The following is a 20,832-nucleotide window of genomic DNA, read 5'->3' on the forward strand; positions in this document are numbered from 1 at the left end:
ATTAGCCGATGAAATCTGAAGGAGTACGACAAGTGGACGCGACCACATTATTACACGTGTCGCGCCCTAGAATGTCTGATGTGGTGAATCAAAAAACAGAGAAACTTACTCTTGATGCATTAGTTTGCATGGCGAGCAATATTGGTAAGAAAGTGACATTTATTCTTGAGTCATTAACTCAATGCTGACTCAGCGATATAGCTGAACCACAACCGGGGTAACCTGCAATTCATGCTGCCAATGGCTCAACGTCAGGGCTGCCAACTGGGCTACCCCTTGATAAAATGGGTGCCCGGCATCAGATTGCAGTAAAGCCAGATAGCGGTAAGCCCAAGGCAGTACATGTTCTGCCAGCAAATCAGGTAGATTTTCGGGTTGATTCTCTGCCAGCCAGGCCGCCATCATCAGCACTAAACCAAACTGATCTTCGGGTTCATCCGTATCCAGTGTGACTTCCACTTGCTGCTCGGCCATCCAGTGACGCAATTTGAGGGTCGAATCCCCAAACAGTACATTTTCTTTATCCAGATACACCGAACCCCAAGGAGGGGCAGGCAAAGCATAAGGGCCAATAAATAACCGCTGCCAGGCTTCTTCCCACGTTTCCTCTGTCTCTGATTGCGCCAGTAACTTGGCGATGGGAGCCAGTTGATCTTCACGCCCATAAGGCCATTGTGTTAACCATGAGCCACTGCTCAATTGCGCCACAATATCACTGCATGCCGGGCTGTCTGGCTCACAATAAAACAGCGCCCCCAGCACTCGGCCGGTTAATGCAATATGTTGATAAACAATGTTATTTTCAACCATCAAATATTATCCTGAATGATATTGGGTTCAGATTAAGCCAGCTACTGCCCCCCTAGAATAGCAAAGCGCAGTAGCCGTTTAGTGAACACACTCGATCAAGGCGTTGCGAGCAAAGTCAGTCTGGGCGAGCACTGCGCCAACCCAGAATGGCTAGGCGCAGCAGCCGTTTAGTGAACAATTACCCGCCGACGGCCATACCGACTGTCATATGCAGCCCGTAAAACACACCGCGACCAATCAATTCACCCGCAATAATCAGTAGCATGGCAAAGATCATCCCCAGTGTCATTGGTGTGCGACCACGGATCAACGGACAAATCCAGCACCCCAACCCCAAGACTAGCAGCACTAACCGCCAGACCATTAGCGTCCCGTAATTGGGAATAAGCTCTGAAGCCTGTTGTACTGAGCTATAAATAGTCGACAAACTCGCTGCCTGCATAATGACACTAGCAATACTGATAATCAGCGCCAATACACTGATCATCGGTAATTGCAGCATCATACGGCCACGGGTACCGTCCATATTGACATCAGCCAGTTGCAGCAGCAGATAGCCTAACATTGGGCCACCGATAAAGACGGTCAAGACAAAGCCCAGCGGCGTATAGAGGTTGTCCCACGTTGGCACGGTATCAATGGAATAAACCATACACATGGCATAAACAAATACCACGCCCAAGACCATTGCCACCACCAGCCAGATTTTACCGAGCATAGCAGGCATTTTCTCTAATACCGCCAACAACCAGTAAAAACCAGCCACTGCAAAGAACGCCGAACCGGCGGCAATCTCATTACTCAGTGCTGATTCCCCGACTCTGTTCAATGAATTGAACGCGCGCATAGGCGACCCTAAGTGCAATGTCGAGGCGATAAAGGCCAGCGCCATCAGTACCCACAAGACAAACATGCTACGGTGAATCCGCAGTTGTTGCCCGCGATTAAAACCACCGAATATCAGTGCTAGCCCCAGAACAATAAAGCCCCCGACCACACACTGCCCCAGAACCGTAAAGACCATTAGCGGCCATTCATGCCATCCCATGCCCATGTTACACCTCCTCCGGATTTGCCAGATGGCCGGTGGTATCTCTGACCGGGCGGCTGTTGGCATTCGGTTTCACGACAATATTTGGCAGCGTGAAATGCGCCGATGGCAATGGCGCGACTTCCGCTAAGTCACCGTATTTCTCGCGCAGTTCATCAATCGGGGCCATATCCAACGCTCGCAGTGGGCAGGAGTCGACACAAATCGGCTTTTTACCCGCAGCCACACGCTCATAGCAGCCATCACACTTGGTCATATGCCCTTTTTCGGCATCATATTGCGGCGCACCGTATGGGCAAGCCATATCGCAGTAGCGACAACCAATACAAATGTCCTCGTTCACCACCACAAAGCCGTCATCGCGTTTATGCATTGCACCACTCGGGCACACTTTGGTACAGGCGGGGTCGCTACAGTGGTTGCAGGCAATAGACAGATAGTAAGCGAACACATTCTGATGCCATGCACCATTATCCTGCTGCCAATCCCCCCCGGCATATTCGTAGATGCGCCGGAAGCTGACATCCGTTGATAAGTTTTTGAAATCCTTGCAAGCCAGTTCGCAAGTTTTGCAACCCGTGCAACGGCTGGAGTCGATGTAAAAACCATATTGCGTCATCATTTAGCTCCTTATGCCTTGGTTACTTGAACGAGGTTGGTGTGGGATGGGTTCCCTTTCGCCAACGGAGACGGTCGCTGAGTCGTTAACACGTTAATGCTGCCCGCTCGGTCGATACGTTTCTCATCCGGGCTGTACCATGCCCCCTCACCCAATGCGACAACCCCCGGCATCATGCGCGGTGTGACTTTAGCGTTAATCTGAACTTCGCCACGGCCATTGAATATCCGCACCATATCGCCATTTTTGATATTGCGCTCTCTAGCATCTATCGGGTTAATCCACATCTCTTGGCGACAAGATGCTTTGAGTACATCGACGTTACCGTAAGTAGAGTGGGTTCTGGATTTGTAATGGAACCCGGTCAGTTGCAGTGGATACTTCTGGTTAAGCGGGTCATCAAAGCTCTCGAAACCGGCGGCATACACTGGCAGCGGATCGATAACATCGTCAGGTTGTAACTCCCACGTTTTTGCAATCTGCGCCAACTCAGCGGAGTAAATCTCGATTTTACCGGATGGTGTGCTGAGTGGATTAGCTTCAGGATCGGCGCGGAACGCTTTATAGGCCACATGATGGCCCTCAGGATCGCGTTTTTTAAAGATCCCCTGCGCGCGGAACTCCTCGAATGAAGGCAGCTCTGGAATGGCCTCTTGCGATTGTTGGTAAAGGTAGCGTAACCAACCTTCTTGCGTGCGCCCTTCCGTAAATTGCTGCTCGACCCCCATGCGTTTTGCCAGCTCAGTGGTCATCTCGTAAATGTTTTTGCATTCAAAGCGCGGTTTGATTACCTGATCAGCAAAGATGACATACGCCATGTTGCCACTGGACGCATCAAGGCAGAAGTCCATCTGCTCAGAAGCGGTGCAGTCTGGCAAGATAATATCGGCGTATTTCGCCGACGATGTCATATGGTTATCGATGACCACAATCATTTCGCACTTCTTATCATCTTGCAAAATGTCATGGGTACGGTTGATTTCAGCGTGCTGATTAATCAGGCAGTTACTGGCGTAGTTCCAAATAAATTTGATCGGCACATCCAGCTTATCTTTGCCACGGACACCATCGCGAGTCGCCGTCATTTCTGGGCCACGCTCAATGGCATCAGTCCACATGAACATAGAAATACTGGTTTTAACCGGGTTTTCTAAGGTTGGCATTCGAACAAACGGCAAACCATAGGAGCCTTCTCGAGCACCAGAGTTACCGCCATTAATGCCGACGTTACCCGTCAGAATAGCCAGCATGGCAATGGCGCGGCTGGTATTCTCACCGTTGGAATGACGCTGTGGCCCCCAACCCTGCGCAATGTAAGCCGGTTTGACCGACCCTATCTCACGCCCCAGCTTGATGATTTTTGCCGCCGGAATCCCAGTAATAGCCTCTGCCCACTGTGGCGTTTTGGCGGTTTTATCTGCCCCCTCCCCTAAAATATAAGCCTTATAATGACCGTTTTTCGGTGCACCCTCTGGCAACGTTTTCTCGTCATAGCCGACGCAATATTTGTCGAGGAATGGCTGATCAACCAGATTTTCAGTGATCATGACATAAGCCAATGCAGAGGCCAGTGCAGCATCGGTTCCTGGTCTAATCGGGATCCACTCGTCTTCACGACCAGCGGCGGTATCAGTATAGCGAGGATCAATCACAATCATCTTAGCATTGGATTTTTCCCGCGCCTGTTCCAGATAATAGGTGACGCCGCCACCACTCATCCGGGTTTCGCCGGGGTTGTTACCAAACATCACCACTAACTTGCTGTTTTCAATATCTGATGGGCTATTACCATCAGCCCAGCCGCCATAGGTGTAATTCAGACCCGCAGCAATTTGTGCAGTACTGTAGTCGCCATAATGATTAAGATAGCCACCACAGCAATTCATTAAACGCGCCAATAGTGTTGAACCCGGTGGCCAAGAGCGGGTCATGGTGCCACCCAGAGTCCCAGTGCCGTAATTCAGATAAATGGCTTCATTGCCATATTCTTTGATAATGTGCTGCATACTGGCGGCGATAGTATCAAAAGCCTCTTCCCACGAGATGCGTTTGAATTTACCCTCCCCACGCGCACCAACACGCTTCATCGGGTATTTCAATCGGTCAGGGTTATATACTCGACGGCGCATTGAACGGCCACGCAAGCACGCACGTACTTGATGTAAGCCATCAAAATTATCATCGCCGGTATTGTCAGTTTCGACATATTTAATTTCGCCATCAACAACATGCATACGTAATGGACAGCGGCTACCGCAGTTAACGGTGCAAGCACTCCAAATGACTTTACCGTCATTGGTGGGGTTGATTGCAGATTGGACAGCACGGGCCGTGCGGGAGAACGGCAGCGAAAACGCGCCGGTGGCGATGGCAAGGCCGCCAACGAGTGTCGTTTGGACCAGTTTTCGGCGCGAAACTTCTGCTGTTAACAGTCGGGATTCGTTGGTCTCTTTCATAAGATTCCCACTTGGTTGCATTCCAGAAAATGGAGATCACCCGCAAAGATGACATCCGATTAATTCAAAAAAATGAGTAAATAAGCGGGATGGAAGGGGTACTTAGTGGGGGCCGCTGGCCCAATTACGGCAAGTTTTATAATTAGGATAATTAATAACCCGTCCCGCTAGCACTATTTTTACCTCTTTTAGGTAGTGCGGGATTTGTTTGGCATCAATAAAGCAGTAAGGATTTGGTTTTCCCCGCTGCTTTATAGTGAATTTGTGATGAAAAACGGTTCTATTATTTAGCAGGCTTGATGATAGAGCGCCATGATCTCATCAATCGTGGTGTCGCGCGGGTTTCCTCCGGTACAAACATCAGCAAATGCTGCTACCGCCAACACCGGAATATCATCGGCCCGCATCCCCACAGCACTCAGAGAAGATGGAATACCGATATCGCGGTTTAAGGCAATCACTGCCTCAATAGTTTGCTCGCGCACCTGCTCCAACGGTGAACTTTGGGCGTTATCCAACCCCATCGCCATGGCGATTTGGCGAAAACGCTCGCCAGTATAAGGGGCGTTATAGCGCATGATATACGGCAGTAAAATCGCATTGGCGACACCATGTGGCATGTTATAAAACGCCCCCAGCGGGTGAGCCATTCCATGCACCAATCCAAGACCCACATTCGAAAATCCCATTCCCGCGATATACTGCCCAAGCGCCATATCCTCGGTTGCTGTCGCATCGCCTTTTACGGAAGCACGCAATGACCGATTGATAATTTCGATAGCTTTCAGATGCAAAGCATCCGTGAGTTCCCAAGCCCCTTTAGTCAAATACCCCTCTATAGCATGGGTTAGAGCATCCACACCGGTAGCAGCCTTGAGCGCTGCGGGCATGCTGTCCATCATATCGGCATCAATAAAGGCAATAGCAGGAATCGCATGAGGGTCAACACAAACAAACTTGCGCCGCCGCTCTTCATCGGTAATGACGTAATTGATAGTGACTTCTGCTGCTGTACCCGCCGTGGTTGGGATAGCCAGAATCGGTACGCAAGGCTGGTGGGTGTCGGCAACCCCTTCCAGACTGCGCACATCAGAAAATTCAGGGTTATTAATGATAATACCAATAGCTTTACAGGTATCTTGTGGTGAACCACCGCCAAGAGCTATCAGATAATCCGCTCCACTTTGCCGAAAGGCAGCCACTCCTTGTTGCACAATACTGATAGTCGGATTGGGTTTAACAGCGTCAAAAACCGCAAAGTCCAGACTCGCCTGTTCCAGACGGTCCATTAAACGCGTTGCCACACCACATTCGAGCAATATTTTATCTGTTACCACTAAAGCTTTTTGATAGCCGCGCCGAGATACCTCGTCGGTCAAGGCATCCAGTGAACCGCGACCAAACCAGGCCATTTCATTTAAAATCATTCTATTCATGATTGATTCCTCAATGTGTTAATCCACTGACTATTCTTCGACCCGCAAACCGTAGGTTTTGAATTTCTCCAAAACCACACTGATTTCCTCTTTAGATAACACCGGGACCTCATCAACAATGGGCAAAATAGCCAATAGTAGCGTGGCCAATACCTCCACTTCGTGAGCTAACCACAATGCTTTTGCCAGATTTTCTTCACACGCAATCAGTCCGTGATGCTGCAATAGTGTCGCCTTACGGTGTTTCATTGCATTAGCGACATGCTCTGAAAGTGCTTTGGTGCCAAAAGTGGCGTAAGGTGCACATGGGATATCATCCCCTCCAGCGGCCGCAATCATGTAATGAATGGCGGGGATTGGACGGTTAAGAATCGAAACTGCCGTACAATGAATGGAATGATTGTGCACCACGGCATTGGCATCGGGGCGAGTCTGGTAAACCGCCTGATGAAAACGCCATTCACTGGAGGGAACTTTACCGGCTTCATGGTGGCCGTCAGCATCAATATAAACAATGTGCGACTCAGTCAGTTTGTCGTAGGCAATACCCGACGGCGTAATCAAAAATCCTTCCTGATAGCGCACGCTAACATTACCTGCGGTTCCTTGATTAAGGCCCAATCGGGTCATTTCCAGGCAAGTGTTAATAATGTCGCGCGCCAATGCTTCTTTCTTCATTTATTCCTCTCTTACACCTAAATATAAAAATGCATTAAATAATGGATAGGGGCCAATGAACGTTAACAATGGTGAATGTGAGAGATATTTTTCGCTTATTTATTTGAAGTCAAAAATTAAGCATACAAATTTGTGATCAATGTCATGACTATTGCTCACTTTCTGGCAATTTAAATTTTATTTATTTTTATAAAATGTCCGTTTGAAAAAATAATATGATTAAACGGTCAAGTGGCAGTTCAACAACCGAACATAGTTATATCCAGCTTGAATTGACCGTTTGTGACGAAAATAAAAAAATCGGTCATTATGCATGTGGGTTTGAAACACATTTCATTTCAAACGGTCATGAAATGTTTTTATTTAAAGTGATTGTCATCACAAAATATCAGCATTGAGTTACCAATGTGATTCAGCTCATACTTTTCAGTGGTTTTTGCCTTATAAAGGACGGGACTTAACGCAATGAGGATATTTTAATTTCACCCGGCACTCATAAATGCCAGATGAAATAAAATCATCATTCATTAAATAAAAGACTTCCGTCGAATACTACGCATTTTAAGACGAGTAGAATAAGTGCAACATCTGACGAGGGCATCATGGGAAATATTTTAATACAAACAGATAGCACCAAAATTTCCGCCTCGGTAAGTGACGAGTCGGCAAATAAAAAAAGATATCTGATTCCTTTCGCATTGCTGTGCTCACTGTTCTTCCTTTGGGCAGTAGCAAACAACTTGAATGATATTTTATTACCCCAGTTTCAGCAGGCATTCACCCTAACTAATTTTCAAGCGGGGTTGATCCAATCCTCTTTCTATTTTGGTTACTTTTTGATTCCGATCCCCGCGGGTATCTTGATGAAAAGGTTCAGTTATAAAGCAGGGATTATTACCGGACTGCTGTTCTACGCTTTTGGGGCTGCGCTGTTCTGGCCTGCCGCTGAAACAATGAATTACACTTTGTTTTTAATCGGTTTATTTATTATTGCCGCAGGTTTAGGTTGCCTTGAAACAGCTGCAAATCCTTTTGTTACCGTTCTGGGGCCAGAAAAAAGTAGCCATTTCCGTATCAACTTGGCGCAAACATTTAACTCCTTCGGAGCCATCATTGCCGTTGTGTTCGGACAAAGTTTAATCCTCTCGAATGTTCCTCACCAAACACAAGAAGTATTGGATAAATTGTCTGTCGAAGATTTGAATAGCTACCATCATAGCTTGGTCAAAGCAGTACAGTTACCCTATTTAATTATTGTGGCAGTGGTTATCTTTGTAGCACTATTAATTCTTATTACTCGGTTTCCGGCAATAAAAAGTGAATCAGACGATACACATAATGGTTCTTTCTTTGCTTCATTACCTCGCTTATTAAAAATAACCCATTGGCGTTGGGCGGTATTAGCACAATTTTGTTATGTCGGTGCTCAAACTGCGTGTTGGAGTTATTTAATTCGTTATGCAATAGAAGAATTACCTAATATTACGCCTGGATACGCCGCGAATTATCTAACCGCCACCATGGTCTGTTTCTTTATTGGTCGATTTAGTGGCACTTGGTTAATTACACGTTTTGCCCCAGAGAAAGTATTAGCGGCCTATGCCTTTATCTCGATGTTACTGTGTATTATCTCTGCCGCCTTTGGTGGGCATTTTGGACTATTAGCATTAACGCTATGCAGCATGTTCATGTCCATACAGTATCCAACCATATTCTCTTTAGGCATTAAGAATCTGAATCAAGACACTAAATATGGTGCATCTATTATTGTCATGACCATTGTCGGTGGCGGGATTGTAACGCCTATTATGGGGCTGGTCAGTGACGCAGCAGGAAATATACCGACAGCAGAACTTATTCCAGCATTGTGCTTTGCCATTATCTTTATTTTCGCCAAATTCAAAACGTCTCCCGTGAATTAATTCCGCGGGTAACTAATAAATTAAATTTTGCTACAGAACATAAGGAACAATTATGAAAAAGACAATTCAGTTACCTAAAATTGGTATCCGTCCGGTCATCGATGGTCGCAGAATGGGCGTGCGTGAGTCACTGGAAGAACAAACCATGAAAATGGCCCGCGCCACCGCAGAATTTCTTCACGAAGTGGTGCGCCATCCTTGCGGAACACCAGTTGAGTGCGTCATTGCCGATACCTGTATTGCAGGCATGGCCGAATCTGCCGCTTGTGATGATAAATTCAGTGCTCAGAATATCGGGCTGACCATCACCGTGACACCTTGCTGGTGTTATGGCAGCGAAACCATTGATATGGACCCGTTCCGCCCGAAAGCTATTTGGGGCTTCAATGGCACCGAACGCCCAGGAGCCGTTTATCTGGCCGCAGCACTGGCGGCACATAATCAGAAAGGGCTACCTGCTTTTTCTATTTATGGTCATGACGTACAAGATGCCAATGACACCCGCATCCCTACTGATGTGCAGGAAAAATTGTTGCGATTCGCCCGTGCTGGCTTAGCCGTCGCCAGCTTAAAAGGCAAAAGTTACCTCTCACTTGGTGGGGTATCGATGGGGATTGCCGGTTCCATTGTTGATCATAATTTCTTTGAATCTTGGCTAGGGATGAAAGTGCAGGCAGTGGACATGACTGAACTGCGCCGCCGCATTGACCACAAAATCTATGATGAACAAGAGCTAGAACTGGCACTGGCATGGGCTGATAACAATTTCAAATTTGGGCCAGATAAAAACGCCGAACAATATCGTCGCTCCCCAGAAAGCAGCCGCGCAGTGCTCCGTGAAAGCCTACAAATGGCAATATGCATCCGCGACATGATGCAAGGCAACCCAGCACTGGCCGCCAAAGGTTTTGGTGAAGAAGCATTGGGTTACAACGCCATCGCCGCCGGTTTCCAAGGGCAGCGTCACTGGACGGATCAATACTCGAACGGGGATACCGCTGAAGCCTTGCTAAACAGCTCGTTCGACTGGAATGGGGTGCGAAAACCCATGGTTATCGCTACCGAAAATGACAGTTTGAACGGCGTTGCAATGCTATTTGGCCATACGCTGACCGGGACTGCGCAGATCTTTGCTGATGTCCGTACTTATTGGTCACCGGAAGCAGTACAGCGCGTGACCGGCCACCAGCTTGAGGGCGTTGCCGAGCACGGCATTATCCACCTGATTAACTCGGGTTCCGCTGCATTGGATGGCACTTGCTGCCAAAATGATGCTCAAGGTAAACCTACCATCAAACCACATTGGCAAGTGAGCCAACAAGAAGCCGATGCGTGTTTAGCTGCCACTGAATGGTGTCCGGCGATTCATGAATATTTCCGGGGCGGCGGCTTTTCCTCTCGTTTCCTGACCCGTGGCGGCGTGCCATTCACCATGAGCCGCATCAATCTGATTAAGGGTGTTGGGCCAGTATTGCAAATTGCGGAAGGCTGGAGTGTTGAGTTACCAAAATCGGTCCATGACACTCTGGATAAACGCACCGACTCAAGCTGGCCTACCACTTGGTTTGCACCGCGCCTGACGGGTAAAGGGCCATTTAGCGATGTGTATTCCGTCATGGCGAATTGGGGAGCAAACCATGGTGTGCTGACCATCGGCCATGTGGGCGCGGACCTGATTACTTTAGCCTCAATGCTGCGCATTCCTGTTTGCATGCACAACGTGGAAGAGGAGAGAGTCTACCGGCCAACCGCTTGGGGCGCACACGGTATGGATATCGAAGGGCAAGATTACCGTGCCTGCCAGAATTACGGCCCATTATATAAAAAATAATAATCCGTCATTTTTAAACTCATTAGGCGATCTGCCCCGGTGAAAACCACTCTTCACTGGGGCCAGATAACCTTCTTTGCTGCCAGATAGCCGTTACAGGAGCCTTTATGAAGCGCGATGTGGTCATCGTTTTAGATTGCGGCGCAACCAATATCCGAGCAATTGCAGTAGACCCTCAAGGCGTAGTCGTCGCTAAAGCTGTGTTGCCCAATCATAGCCAATCCGACCCGGCTAATCCGCAGTGGCAATTATGGCCACTGGAGGGCATTTTGCAGAGTTTCGCCCAATGCTGCCGTAAGTTACTGTCACAGATTCAACAAGATAAGATCCACGCAGTGACAGTGACGACTTTTGGTGTAGACGGTGCGTTAGTCGATGCTAAAGGCAAGATGCTGTATCCGATTATCAGTTGGAAATGCCCACGCACCGTTGCGGTGATGGAAAATATCGCCCGCTATCTGTCCGCCGAAAAGTTACAACAGATATCCGGCATTGGTCAGTTTAGTTTTAACACCTTGTACAAGCTGATTTGGTTACAAGAAAATCGGCCAGATTTAATCGAGCAGGCCCATGCTTGGCTGTTTATTTCGTCCTTAATTAATCAGCGCCTCACCGGGGAATTTACCACAGACCGCACCATGGCGGGCACCAGCCAACTATTGGATGTGAAGCGTGAACAATTCAGCAGCGAAATTTTACAGAGGATAGGCATTCAAGCAGACCTCTTTCCGCCAATGGTTGCTGCAGGTGACATTATCGGGCAACTACAACCGGATATTGCGACGTCACTAGGGCTACCTGCTGGTTTACCCGTGATTTCTGCCGGCCACGACACCCAATTTGCGCTATTTGGCTCAGGGGCTGGTTTAGATCAACCCGTGCTGTCATCAGGTACATGGGAAATTCTAATGGTGCGAACACCTCGTGTGAATACCGCCCTGTTACCGCAATTTGCCGGTTCTACCTGCGAACTCGACAGTTGCCCACGGTTATTTAACCCCGGTTTGCAGTGGTTGGCCTCTGGTGTACTGGAGTGGGTTCGACAATTGTACTGGCACGATGATGCCTGTGATGATGTTTATCAGCGGATGATTCGCGAGGCCGAGGCTATCGCACCGGGTGCTGATGGAGTGAGAATGGATTGTAACTTGCTCGGCAACGCACGCCACAAATTGTCCGGTGGCTGGCAAGGAGTTTCGCTCTCCAGTGGGCGTGGGCATTTTTACCGCTCGGCGTTAGAAGGTCTGGCCTGGCAATTGAAAAACAATCTGACGGTGCTGGAAAGGATTGGTGAATTCCATACCAAAGAGTTGCTGCTGGTTGGCGGTGGCAGCCGCAATGCATTGTGGAATCAAATCAAAGCTGACGTGCTCAATCTACCGGTTAAAGTCATTGATGAGGCCGAAACTACCGTGTTAGGTGCGGCACTGTTTGCCTGGCACGCGACAGGCTACTACGCCAGTGCCGAAGAGGCTCGAACGCAGGTTAATTACCGCTATCAATATTATCAACCGGGCGACCAACAGCCACTTTATCAGGCGCTCTCTGCCCTCCCCATTCCCTTAATGCAAGCCATACCTTTAAAAGGAGCGTGTCATGCTTAAAACCATCTCACCACTGCTATCACCGCAGTTGCTAAAAACATTGGCAGAAATGGGGCACGGCGATGAAATTATCTTTTCAGATGCCCATTTTCCCGCTCATGCCATTGGTAAAAACAACGGGCCGCAAGTGATTCATGCCGACGGATTATCTGTCAGTGCGTTACTGGAGGCCACCATACCATTATTTGAACTCGACAGCTATGCACCACCACTGGTGATGATGGCCGCAGTTGATGGTGACACACTCGATGCCTCGGTTGAGAAACGTTATTTACGCGCCCTATTTGGGGCTAAAAAAGCCCTGCCAGTCGAGCGTATTGATCGTTTTGCGTTTTATCAGCGCGCCCAACAAGCATTTGCGATCGTCATCACAGGAGAGACCGCCAAGTATGGCAATATTCTGCTAAAGAAAGGGGTGACGCCTGTTTTTTAAATCGACTATCACGTAACCTCACCCCTTTAGCCATGTATTTAATACTGATACTCATCAGGTATGAAATACATGGCTTTGCTGACGGAGAGGATAATGAAAGCGTCTCGTCATCAGGAAATCCTGCAACACATTAAGCAGCATGAAACGCTGACGACGGCAGACCTAGCCCGTTTACTGGCGGTCAGTCAGGAAACCATTCGCCGTGACCTAAACGAGCTACAAGCACAAGGGCTGATCATTCGCCAACATGGGCGAGCCAAAAGTATTAAACGCGCAACCAAAGATAGCGGTGATCCTTTTACCAAGCGCTTAAAGAGCCATCTTTCCAGCAAGGCCAGCATTGCCGACCATGCTTTATCATTGATTGACAGCGGGATGGTGATTGCGCTGGATGCCAGTTCCACCTGCTGGTATTTAGCCAAAAAACTCCCGGATATCGATATCACGGTATTTACCAATAGCGTGCGAATTTGTCAGGAACTGGCGAAACACCAAAATATCGAGCTGATCAGTGCCGGTGGTCTGTTGCAGCGCAAGTATGCTTGCTACGTTAATCCAGCCCTTTTTTCGTTACTGAAAACCATCGAAATCGACCTGTTTATCTTCTCATGTGAAGGCATTGATACTGACGGTGTTATGTGGGATTCCAACCCATTTAATGCCGAATTCAAAACCATGCTGCTTAAGCGCGCCACACAATCTATTTTGCTGATCGATAAAAGTAAAATGTGCAGAACCGGAGAGGTAAGGATCGGTACGTTGGATGATGTCGAGCAAGTTATCTCAAATGTGGATGTCGAATAGTGCAGTGATGATGTAGCCGTTCAGCATTCAGGATCTCGCGGTAAAATGCACGCTTATGGCAGTGTTATCTGCTGGCGGTCGGCCAGTCTCCCACCATCATGCTGTCAGGGCCATCGATAAGTGCGGAAAATGAGATCCACCCGTTATAAAGAGGGTGGCGCCGTCGCCTGACAATCACTTTCTATAGTAAGATCAGGGCTAAAAATAGATAGGCTCGATTTGCCAATGCTTGTTTCTGTTATCGAACACTTTCGCTAGCTGATGTTGAATGTGAGAAAAATATGTCAAACAAACCGTTCCACTATCAGGATCCCTTCCCATTAAAGGAAGATGATACTGAGTATTACCTTGTCAGTAATAATCATGTCTCGGTTACACAGTTTGAAGGCCACGACATTCTAAAAGTCGAGCCAGAAGCCCTGACCCTCCTCGCCCAACATGCTTTCCACGACGCGTCATTCCTGCTTCGCCCCGCCCACCAAAAGCAAGTCGCCGCTATTTTGGATGACCCACAAGCAAGTGAAAACGATAAATATGTTGCCCTGCAATTCCTGCGCAATTCAGAAATCTCCGCCAAAGGGATTTTACCGACCTGTCAGGATACCGGCACCGCGATTATCGTGGGCAAAAAAGGTCAGCGCGTTTGGACCGGCGGTAATGATGCGCAAGCACTGTCACGCGGCGTGTATAACACCTTTATTGAAGATAACCTACGCTACTCGCAAAATGCAGCGTTGGATATGTATAAAGAAGTGAACACCGGCACCAATCTGCCAGCACAGATTGATTTGTACAGCACTGAAGGTGAGGATTACAAATTCCTGTTCGTCACCAAAGGTGGCGGCTCCGCGAATAAAACCTATCTGTATCAGGAAACCAAGGCGCTGCTGTCACCGGGTAAGTTGAAAGACTATCTGGTTGATAAAATGCGCACCTTGGGTACTGCAGCCTGTCCGCCATACCATATCGCCTTTGTTATCGGTGGCACCTCCGCTGAAAGCACGCTGAAGACGGTTAAACTGGCTTCAACCAAGTATTACGATGGATTGCCAACAGAAGGGAATGAACACGGGCAAGCTTTCCGTGATATCCAACTTGAGCAAGAACTGCTGGAAGCTGCGCAAGATTTAGGTCTGGGCGCGCAGTTCGGTGGTAAATACTTTGCTCACGATGTGCGAGTCGTTCGGCTACCACGTCATGGCGCATCCTGCCCTGTCGGCATGGGTGTTTCCTGCTCCGCTGACCGTAATATCAAAGGCAAAATCAACCGTAAAGGTATCTGGCTGGAAAAACTGGAGCAAAATCCGGGGAAATACATTCCTGAGCATTTGCGCCAGAGCACAGAAGGCAAAGTGGTTAAAATCGACCTTAACCGCCCAATGCCTGAGATTTTAAAAGAGCTGTCGCAGTATCCGGTATCCACGCGCCTGTCACTGAGTGGCACCATTATTGTTGGCCGCGATATCGCCCATGCCAAATTAAAAGAGCGACTGGACAACGGCGAAGGCCTGCCACAGTACATTAAAGACCATCCAATCTATTATGCAGGCCCAGCTAAAACGCCTGAAGGTTATGCATCAGGCTCACTCGGGCCAACCACTGCGGGCCGCATGGATTCCTACGTGGATCTGCTGCAATCCCATGGCGGTAGCATGATCATGCTGGCAAAAGGTAACCGTAGCCAACAAGTGACTGACGCTTGTCACAAACATGGCGGTTTCTATCTGGGCAGCATCGGTGGCCCAGCCGCTGTATTGGCGCAAAACAGTATTAAGAGTCTGGAATGTGTCGAATATCCTGAATTGGGGATGGAAGCTATCTGGAAGATTGAAGTAGAAGACTTCCCAGCCTTTATCTTGGTTGATGATAAAGGGAATGATTTCTTCCAACAGATTCAAGCATCAAAATGTAACCGCTGCGGTTAACCTCACGATTAGGCCCCGGTGACATCGCCGGGGTCTGTTATCGGACAAACCTTTTCTCATTTCTGCATTTTTCATCCTTTGGTGCTGAATAATTTTTAAGCACTTCTCTGGTGCAATTTATTAACCTCACCACAAGATTGTGGCTGCTACTTTTTAATTATTTCGTCAATAAATTGTCGCTTTTTTATTTATCATCAAGTGTTAGCCATTGCTGTCTGGCGTCAGAGAAATGAGCTATTTTCGTGCAATGAAAAGCCCTAATTTAGTGCAATGATTTTCAATTTTACTATTTGATTTTTATTGAAAATTCTTCATTGACAATCACTAGAAATGCTTTTTATAGTGACCCTAACTTCTCCGCAAGAACGCCAACGTTGTCGGCTTGTGGTTATGGCAATAGAGCCCTCGCAAATGTCATCTGACTTTGCTGGGCTTTTTTTTTGGCTTTTTTTCAGACCCACTTTTTTAACCAATGCCAGGGGTATTTACTTATGTCTAGAATAAAATGGTCCAGAATAAAATGTCATTCCACCGCACTCTCCATCGCGTTGACCGCGGCATTTGCCGTGACGTCTTCAGGCATGGCGACGGCAGCGGAAAAACCGGTAAAAATTGGTTTATTGGAAGATGCCTCAGGGAATTTTGCTTTACCGGTTATTCCCAAGATTCATGCAACAGAGCTGGCAGTAGAAGAAATTAATGCCAAAGGCGGCATACTCGGACGCCCAATCGAGCTGGTTAAATACGATACGCAATCCGATAACACCCGCTTTCAACAAATGGCTCGGCGCTTAATTAAAAATGACAAAGTGGATGTAATATTCGGGGCTTTTTCCAGTGCCTCGCGTGAAGCAATCCGCCCAATCATGGATCGTGAAAAACAGCTCTATTGGTATAACAATCAGTATGAAGGTGGCGTGTGTGATTCTAATGTCTTCGTCACTGGCGCTGTCCCTGAACAACAGTTCTCAACCTTGATCCCGTGGATGATGGAGAAGTACGGCAAAAAAGTTTACACCATTGCCGCCGACTACAACTTCGGTCAAATCTCTGCTGAATGGGTACGCAAAATTGTTGAAGAGAATGGCGGTACCATGGTGGGCGAAGAGTTTATCCCACTGAGTGTTTCGCAATTCGGTCAAACCATTCAAAACATCCAGAAAGCCAAACCTGACTTTGTGATGACCTTGCTCGTCGGTGCGAACCAATCCTCCTATTACGAGCAGCAAGCGGCAGCCAAACTGAACTTGCCAATGGGGAGTTCGGTCAATGTCGGTCAGGCTTATGAGCACAAACGTTTCAAAGCGCCCGCACTGAAAGATATGTATATCACGGCTAACTACATTGAAGAGGTAGACAGCCCAGCCAGTAATGATTTTAAACAGCGTTTCCACGCTAAATTCCCAGACGAGCCATACATTAATCAGGAAGCTGCCAATGCTTACGATGCCGTCTATCTGTACAAAGCCGCGGTCGAGAAAGCTGGCAGCACAGATAGGGATGCCGTGCGTAAATCACTGGAAAGCGGCGATATCTGTACCGATGGCCCTTCAGGGAAAGTCTGTATCGACCCTAAAAGCCACCATCTGAGCCACACCATCTATCTGGCGCATGTAAAAGATGACCACTCAATCGAGATCCCCAAAGTGTGGAGTGATATCAAACCTTATTGGTTAGGTGAAGCTGGCTGCAATTTGCCAGTTAAACCCGATAACAGCCAATACACCCCCTCATCTCCACCGAAAAAAGCCTAAATCTGGCTTCTTTGTAGGGAAGTGACCGCCAGTGGCGGCCTTCCCTGTGTTATCCATTTTTAATGGTGTCAATCAAGACACCCGGGATTGCCAAACGATGTTAACGCTATCCTTTCTCTATTCGGTGATTTATCAGTTTGGCGATAACTTCGCCTATCTGGTGCTGGCTGCACTGGGGCTGGCGGTTATTTTTGGCATGATGGGCGTGATAAATCTTGCACACGGTGAATTCATTATGTGTGGGGCTTACGTCACCATTCTGATGAATAAAGCAGGTTTACCACTGCCTTTTGCCATGCTGGCCGGGACATTGGCCGCCGCATTCTTCGGCGGTGTCGTGGAGCGCTTGGTGGTGCGTCATCTTTATGGCCGTCTGTATGATTCGGTCGTGGCGACTTGGGCTATCAGCCTGATTGTACAGCAAAGTATGCTGTTGATAGCCGGCCCATCACTGGAGGGGCTGTCGACACCTTTCGGCTCTTTTACCCTCGGCGAATACTCTTTTGCCACCTACCGAGCACTCCTGCCCTTCTTCGCGATTGCCATTTTAATGGTGCTCTACTGGCTGTTTTTCCACACCAATTATGGTGTCTGCGCCAGAGCCACAATTCAAAATGCCCGCATGGCATCCTGTCTGGGCTTGGAAACGGATCGCATTTATACACTGACATTTGCACTGGGCGCTGGGTTGGCAGGGCTGGCGGGAGCCATTTATGCCCCAACATTGACCGCCGTCCCCACCATGGGCAGCAGCTTTATTGTGCAAGCCTTTGTTTCTGTAGTTGTTGGTGGCGCAAATGTTCTGGTTGGCACCATTCCTGCAGCCATTGCCTTGGGTGCAATACAAACCGGGTTGAACTCTTGGTATGGACAACTGGCTGGGCAAATCGGCTTGCTGGTCACCGCCGTACTGGTTATCCGCTTACTCCCCAACGGGGTTGGCAGCCTGTTTACCCGTAATCGCTAGGAGCCGCATGTGACAATAACTTCTCTTAATGTATCGACAGCGAGTGCCAAAAAACACCCGCAGTCCACCACTCGGCGGGTAGCGCTTTTGGTGCTCGTGGGCGCACTGGCTCTGCCGTTGGTGGTCGATAGCGCTATGATCGGCGATTTCTCCTATTTCTTGTTATGGACATTCTGCGCTATCGGGTTAGCAGCAATGTGGGGGCATGGGGGCATTTTATCTTTCGGCCAGACCGCGTTCTTCGGCCTTGCTGGTTATACCTACGGGGTGATGACTCTGAACTTTGGTGATGGGGTGCTCTCCACTTGGTCTGGCTTGATAATGGCGCTGCTGGTCGCTGCTGCCGTCGCCGCCGCACTGGGCTATTTGATGTTTTACGGCGGGGTCACCGGCATTTTCATCGGCATTGTGACCTTATCTTTCACTCTGGTGCTGGAAACCTTTATGTCGCAAACCGCAGGCCCACAGTGGGCTATCGGCAGCGCGCGGCTAAATGGTTTTAATGGCATGTCAGGAATGCCACCACTCTCTCTCCCTTGGTTTGATGGTGAGCTGCTGACGCTGGAAGGCAATGCATTTTATTACCTAATTATCGTGCTACTGGCCGGGGTCTATTGGGGTGTGCGGCGGCTCTTGCGCTCTAATTTTGGTCTGACGCTGGCCTCTATTCGTGAGAACCCGCGTCGGGCGGAAATGCTCGGTATAGATATACGCCGCTACCAATTACTGGTGTTCGTGCTCGGCGGTGTGCTCTCCGGGTTATCCGGCGCACTTTATACCCTATGGGGCTCTTACATCACCCCCTCCTCCATGGGGCTAACCGCAGCAGCAATGCCGGTTATCTGGGTGGCAACCGCCGGGCGTAAAAATATTTTTGGCACCGTGGTTATCACCGCTTTGCTGGTGTGGTTATCCCAATGGTTGGCTATCTATGGTAGCGAATACGCCATGATTTTACTCGGAGCCGTTCTGCTGTTTGTCGTGCTGGCTGCACCTAATGGTTTATTGCCATGGCTGGCGGAGAAAATCACCCGTCTGGCAGCGGCACGCCAGAAGCGAGGAGAATCGCTATGAATCAGCATTCAGAGGATTTGATCCTTGAAACCCGTGGGCTAAGCAAGCGCTTTGGTGGCATTCAGGTTATCAATCAAGTGGATTTGCAAATTCGTCGAGGCGAAGTGCGCTGTGTCATTGGCCCCAATGGCGCCGGTAAAAGTACTTTTTTCAAGTTACTCACGGGTGAACATACTCCCAGCGATGGAGAGATCCGTTTCTTCAATCAACGGCTGAATACCTTAGCCCCTTTCCAGCGTATTCGGATGGGCATGAGTATTAAATTTCAGATCCCCGGTATCTTTCCAGAACTGACTGTTGAGCAGCATTTACAACTGTCACTCAGCCATTTACGCCCTGAAGTTCGTTCGCAGGCGGCCAGTGTCGATGAGCTATTAGAGCGCTTTAAGCTCACCACGGAATACCACCAACTTGCAGGTAATTTGTCTCACGGTAAGAAACAGTGGCTGGAAATTGCCATGGCAGTGTCACTTCGCCCCACCCTACTGATGCTTGATGAGCCAGTAGCCGGTTTATCTATCGACGAAACCTATCTCACCGGCGAGCTAATCAAACAGATGCAAAGCGATGGCCTGACACTGATGGTAGTGGAACACGACATGACATTCGTGCGGCAGATTGCCTCACAAGTCACGGTACTCCATGGCGGGCATGTTTTTGCTGATGGCAACGCCACCGAAGTGCTGGCGCGCGAGGATGTGGCGGATATCTATTTGGGGAAAGCAGTATGAATAGCGTGGTTTTACAAATAGAGGGCCTGACAGGCGGCTACGGCGGCGGGCAAGTGCTCAATGGCGTCACATTACAACTGCATGCGGCGGAGGTTTTGGGGCTGATTGGCCGAAATGGTGTAGGCAAAACCACCCTGATGCGCACCTTAATCGGTGCCGTGCCAGCCAAACAAGGCCGTATTTTGCTCGGTGAAATCGACATCACACATGCATCACCGCAGCGCCGTGCTCGCCTCGGGATTGGCTATGTGCCGCAAGGACGTGAAGTGTTCGCGGGTTTGACCGTAGCCGAGAATCTACAAGTTGGAATGCAGTTTGTACGCGAACACCGCGAGTTCGCCAAAGACTTACTTGAGCGGGTGTTGGATTACTTCCCGATTTTGCGCCAAAGACTCAAACAAAAAGCCGGCACCATGAGTGGTGGCGAGCAACAACAGCTGGCTATCGCCAGAGCCTTAGTGGGATCGCCCAAAGTGCTACTGCTGGATGAACCTTCTGAAGGTGTCCAGCCCTCAATCGTCAACATTATCGCCGATACCTTGGTGCGAATTGCTCGCGAACTGCATGTCGCGGTGATTCTGGTAGAGCAGGATATCGCCATGATTCAACGTGCAGCACAGCGTTGCAGCGTAATGGACAAGGGCCAAGTGGTAGAGACCCTGACTCAACAACAGCTTTCTGATGATCTTTTAATGCGCCGCCATCTGGCTCTGTAGCCAGACATCGCGACGACGCAG

Annotated in this window: 18 protein-coding genes; 12 read left to right on the forward strand and 6 right to left on the reverse strand. The window is 48.8% G+C overall.

The annotated features are described in order from the left end of the window. The first annotated feature begins 8 nt into the window (after positions 1–8). Positions 9–188, forward strand: a complete 180-nt coding sequence (locus ACIOG0_RS17180) for an XRE family transcriptional regulator (protein ID WP_128451246.1) — start codon at positions 9–11, stop codon at positions 186–188. Between the two features lies 1 nt (position 189). Here ACIOG0_RS17180 and dmsD read toward each other — a convergent pair whose 3' ends face one another. From dmsD to ACIOG0_RS17210, 6 genes are all read right to left on the reverse strand, one after another. Then, on the reverse strand, positions 190–810 hold the full coding sequence (gene dmsD, locus ACIOG0_RS17185) for a Tat proofreading chaperone DmsD (RefSeq protein WP_186372049.1): 621 nt from the start codon (positions 808–810) through the stop codon (positions 190–192). Between the two features lie 178 nt (positions 811–988). Then, a complete protein-coding gene (locus ACIOG0_RS17190; protein WP_050100205.1) occupies positions 989–1,864 on the reverse strand; it encodes a dimethyl sulfoxide reductase anchor subunit family protein in 876 nt (291 codons plus the stop codon). Between the two features lies 1 nt (position 1,865). Further along, the gene (locus ACIOG0_RS17195; RefSeq protein WP_050140567.1) at positions 1,866–2,483 is read right to left on the reverse strand and encodes a DMSO/selenate family reductase complex B subunit; all 618 of its coding nucleotides are present in this window, start codon (positions 2,481–2,483) and stop codon (positions 1,866–1,868) included. 8 nt (positions 2,484–2,491) lie between these two features. Beyond that, complete coding sequence (gene dmsA / locus ACIOG0_RS17200) at positions 2,492–4,936, reverse strand: dimethylsulfoxide reductase subunit A (protein ID WP_050100208.1); 2,445 nt, start codon at positions 4,934–4,936, stop codon at positions 2,492–2,494. Positions 4,937–5,223: 287 nt separating this feature from the next. Further along, positions 5,224–6,372, reverse strand: a complete 1,149-nt coding sequence (gene fucO, locus ACIOG0_RS17205) for a lactaldehyde reductase (RefSeq protein WP_128451248.1) — start codon at positions 6,370–6,372, stop codon at positions 5,224–5,226. A gap of 30 nt (positions 6,373–6,402) precedes the next feature. Next, positions 6,403–7,050, reverse strand: coding sequence for an L-fuculose-phosphate aldolase (locus ACIOG0_RS17210; RefSeq protein WP_050100212.1), 648 nt, complete (start codon positions 7,048–7,050; stop codon positions 6,403–6,405). Between the two features lie 602 nt (positions 7,051–7,652). Here ACIOG0_RS17210 and fucP point away from each other — a divergent pair. From fucP to ACIOG0_RS17265, 11 genes are all read left to right on the forward strand, one after another. After that, positions 7,653–8,972, forward strand: coding sequence for an L-fucose:H+ symporter permease (gene fucP, locus ACIOG0_RS17215; protein WP_128451249.1), 1,320 nt, complete (start codon positions 7,653–7,655; stop codon positions 8,970–8,972). 52 nt (positions 8,973–9,024) lie between these two features. After that, complete coding sequence (fucI, locus tag ACIOG0_RS17220; RefSeq protein WP_050140564.1) at positions 9,025–10,803, forward strand: L-fucose isomerase; 1,779 nt, start codon at positions 9,025–9,027, stop codon at positions 10,801–10,803. Between the two features lie 107 nt (positions 10,804–10,910). Then, positions 10,911–12,407, forward strand: coding sequence for an L-fuculokinase (gene fucK, locus ACIOG0_RS17225; protein ID WP_128451251.1), 1,497 nt, complete (start codon positions 10,911–10,913; stop codon positions 12,405–12,407). Next, a complete protein-coding gene (gene fucU, locus ACIOG0_RS17230; protein WP_050100221.1) occupies positions 12,400–12,840 on the forward strand; it encodes an L-fucose mutarotase in 441 nt (146 codons plus the stop codon). The genes fucK and fucU overlap by 8 nt, the downstream gene beginning before the upstream one ends. A 93-nt stretch (positions 12,841–12,933) precedes the next feature. After that, positions 12,934–13,644 carry an L-fucose operon activator gene (fucR, locus tag ACIOG0_RS17235; RefSeq protein ID WP_050100223.1) on the forward strand — a complete coding sequence of 237 codons (711 nt, stop codon included), beginning with the start codon at positions 12,934–12,936 and terminating at the stop codon, positions 13,642–13,644. A gap of 281 nt (positions 13,645–13,925) precedes the next feature. Then, on the forward strand, positions 13,926–15,569 hold the full coding sequence (gene fumA / locus ACIOG0_RS17240; protein WP_128451252.1) for a class I fumarate hydratase FumA: 1,644 nt from the start codon (positions 13,926–13,928) through the stop codon (positions 15,567–15,569). Between the two features lie 491 nt (positions 15,570–16,060). After that, positions 16,061–17,323 carry an urea ABC transporter substrate-binding protein gene (locus ACIOG0_RS17245; RefSeq protein ID WP_050100226.1) on the forward strand — a complete coding sequence of 421 codons (1,263 nt, stop codon included), beginning with the start codon at positions 16,061–16,063 and terminating at the stop codon, positions 17,321–17,323. Positions 17,324–17,420: 97 nt separating this feature from the next. After that, positions 17,421–18,290 carry an ABC transporter permease subunit gene (locus tag ACIOG0_RS17250; protein ID WP_050100518.1) on the forward strand — a complete coding sequence of 290 codons (870 nt, stop codon included), beginning with the start codon at positions 17,421–17,423 and terminating at the stop codon, positions 18,288–18,290. Positions 18,291–18,299: 9 nt separating this feature from the next. Further along, positions 18,300–19,364 (forward strand): ABC transporter permease subunit, encoded by a 1,065-nt coding sequence (locus ACIOG0_RS17255; protein ID WP_050140559.1) that lies wholly within the window; start codon positions 18,300–18,302, stop codon positions 19,362–19,364. Further along, on the forward strand, positions 19,361–20,095 hold the full coding sequence (locus ACIOG0_RS17260) for an ABC transporter ATP-binding protein (RefSeq protein ID WP_050100229.1): 735 nt from the start codon (positions 19,361–19,363) through the stop codon (positions 20,093–20,095). Before ACIOG0_RS17255 ends, ACIOG0_RS17260 begins: the two co-directional genes overlap by 4 nt. Beyond that, positions 20,092–20,811 carry an ABC transporter ATP-binding protein gene (locus tag ACIOG0_RS17265; RefSeq protein ID WP_050100231.1) on the forward strand — a complete coding sequence of 240 codons (720 nt, stop codon included), beginning with the start codon at positions 20,092–20,094 and terminating at the stop codon, positions 20,809–20,811. The genes ACIOG0_RS17260 and ACIOG0_RS17265 overlap by 4 nt, the downstream gene beginning before the upstream one ends. The last annotated feature ends 21 nt before the right edge of the window (positions 20,812–20,832 follow it).

Origin of the sequence: Yersinia vastinensis (assembly GCF_044905075.1) — a bacterium.
GTDB classification, from domain to species: Bacteria; Pseudomonadota; Gammaproteobacteria; order Enterobacterales; family Enterobacteriaceae; genus Yersinia; species Yersinia vastinensis.

Bases quoted from the DNA above. Each gene is read 5' to 3' on its own strand.
- ACIOG0_RS17195 (WP_050140567.1), bottom strand. From the start codon at position 2,483: ATGATGACGCAATATGGTTTTTACATCGACTCCAGCCGTTGCACGGGT.
- dmsA (WP_050100208.1), bottom strand. From the start codon at position 4,936: ATGAAAGAGACCAACGAATCCCGACTGTTAACAGCAGAAGTTTCGCGC.
- fucO (WP_128451248.1), bottom strand. From the start codon at position 6,372: ATGAATAGAATGATTTTAAATGAAATGGCCTGGTTTGGTCGCGGTTCA.
- fucR (WP_050100223.1), top strand. From the start codon at position 12,934: ATGAAAGCGTCTCGTCATCAGGAAATCCTGCAACACATTAAGCAGCAT.
- fucP (WP_128451249.1), top strand. From the start codon at position 7,653: ATGGGAAATATTTTAATACAAACAGATAGCACCAAAATTTCCGCCTCG.
- ACIOG0_RS17245 (WP_050100226.1), top strand. From the start codon at position 16,061: ATGTCTAGAATAAAATGGTCCAGAATAAAATGTCATTCCACCGCACTC.
- ACIOG0_RS17180 (WP_128451246.1), top strand. From the start codon at position 9: ATGAAATCTGAAGGAGTACGACAAGTGGACGCGACCACATTATTACAC.
- ACIOG0_RS17190 (WP_050100205.1), bottom strand. From the start codon at position 1,864: ATGGGCATGGGATGGCATGAATGGCCGCTAATGGTCTTTACGGTTCTG.
- fumA (WP_128451252.1), top strand. From the start codon at position 13,926: ATGTCAAACAAACCGTTCCACTATCAGGATCCCTTCCCATTAAAGGAA.
- fucK (WP_128451251.1), top strand. From the start codon at position 10,911: ATGAAGCGCGATGTGGTCATCGTTTTAGATTGCGGCGCAACCAATATC.
- dmsD (WP_186372049.1), bottom strand. From the start codon at position 810: ATGGTTGAAAATAACATTGTTTATCAACATATTGCATTAACCGGCCGA.
- fucI (WP_050140564.1), top strand. From the start codon at position 9,025: ATGAAAAAGACAATTCAGTTACCTAAAATTGGTATCCGTCCGGTCATC.
- ACIOG0_RS17250 (WP_050100518.1), top strand. From the start codon at position 17,421: ATGTTAACGCTATCCTTTCTCTATTCGGTGATTTATCAGTTTGGCGAT.
- ACIOG0_RS17210 (WP_050100212.1), bottom strand. From the start codon at position 7,050: ATGAAGAAAGAAGCATTGGCGCGCGACATTATTAACACTTGCCTGGAA.
- fucU (WP_050100221.1), top strand. From the start codon at position 12,400: ATGCTTAAAACCATCTCACCACTGCTATCACCGCAGTTGCTAAAAACA.
- ACIOG0_RS17265 (WP_050100231.1), top strand. From the start codon at position 20,092: ATGAATAGCGTGGTTTTACAAATAGAGGGCCTGACAGGCGGCTACGGC.
- ACIOG0_RS17260 (WP_050100229.1), top strand. From the start codon at position 19,361: ATGAATCAGCATTCAGAGGATTTGATCCTTGAAACCCGTGGGCTAAGC.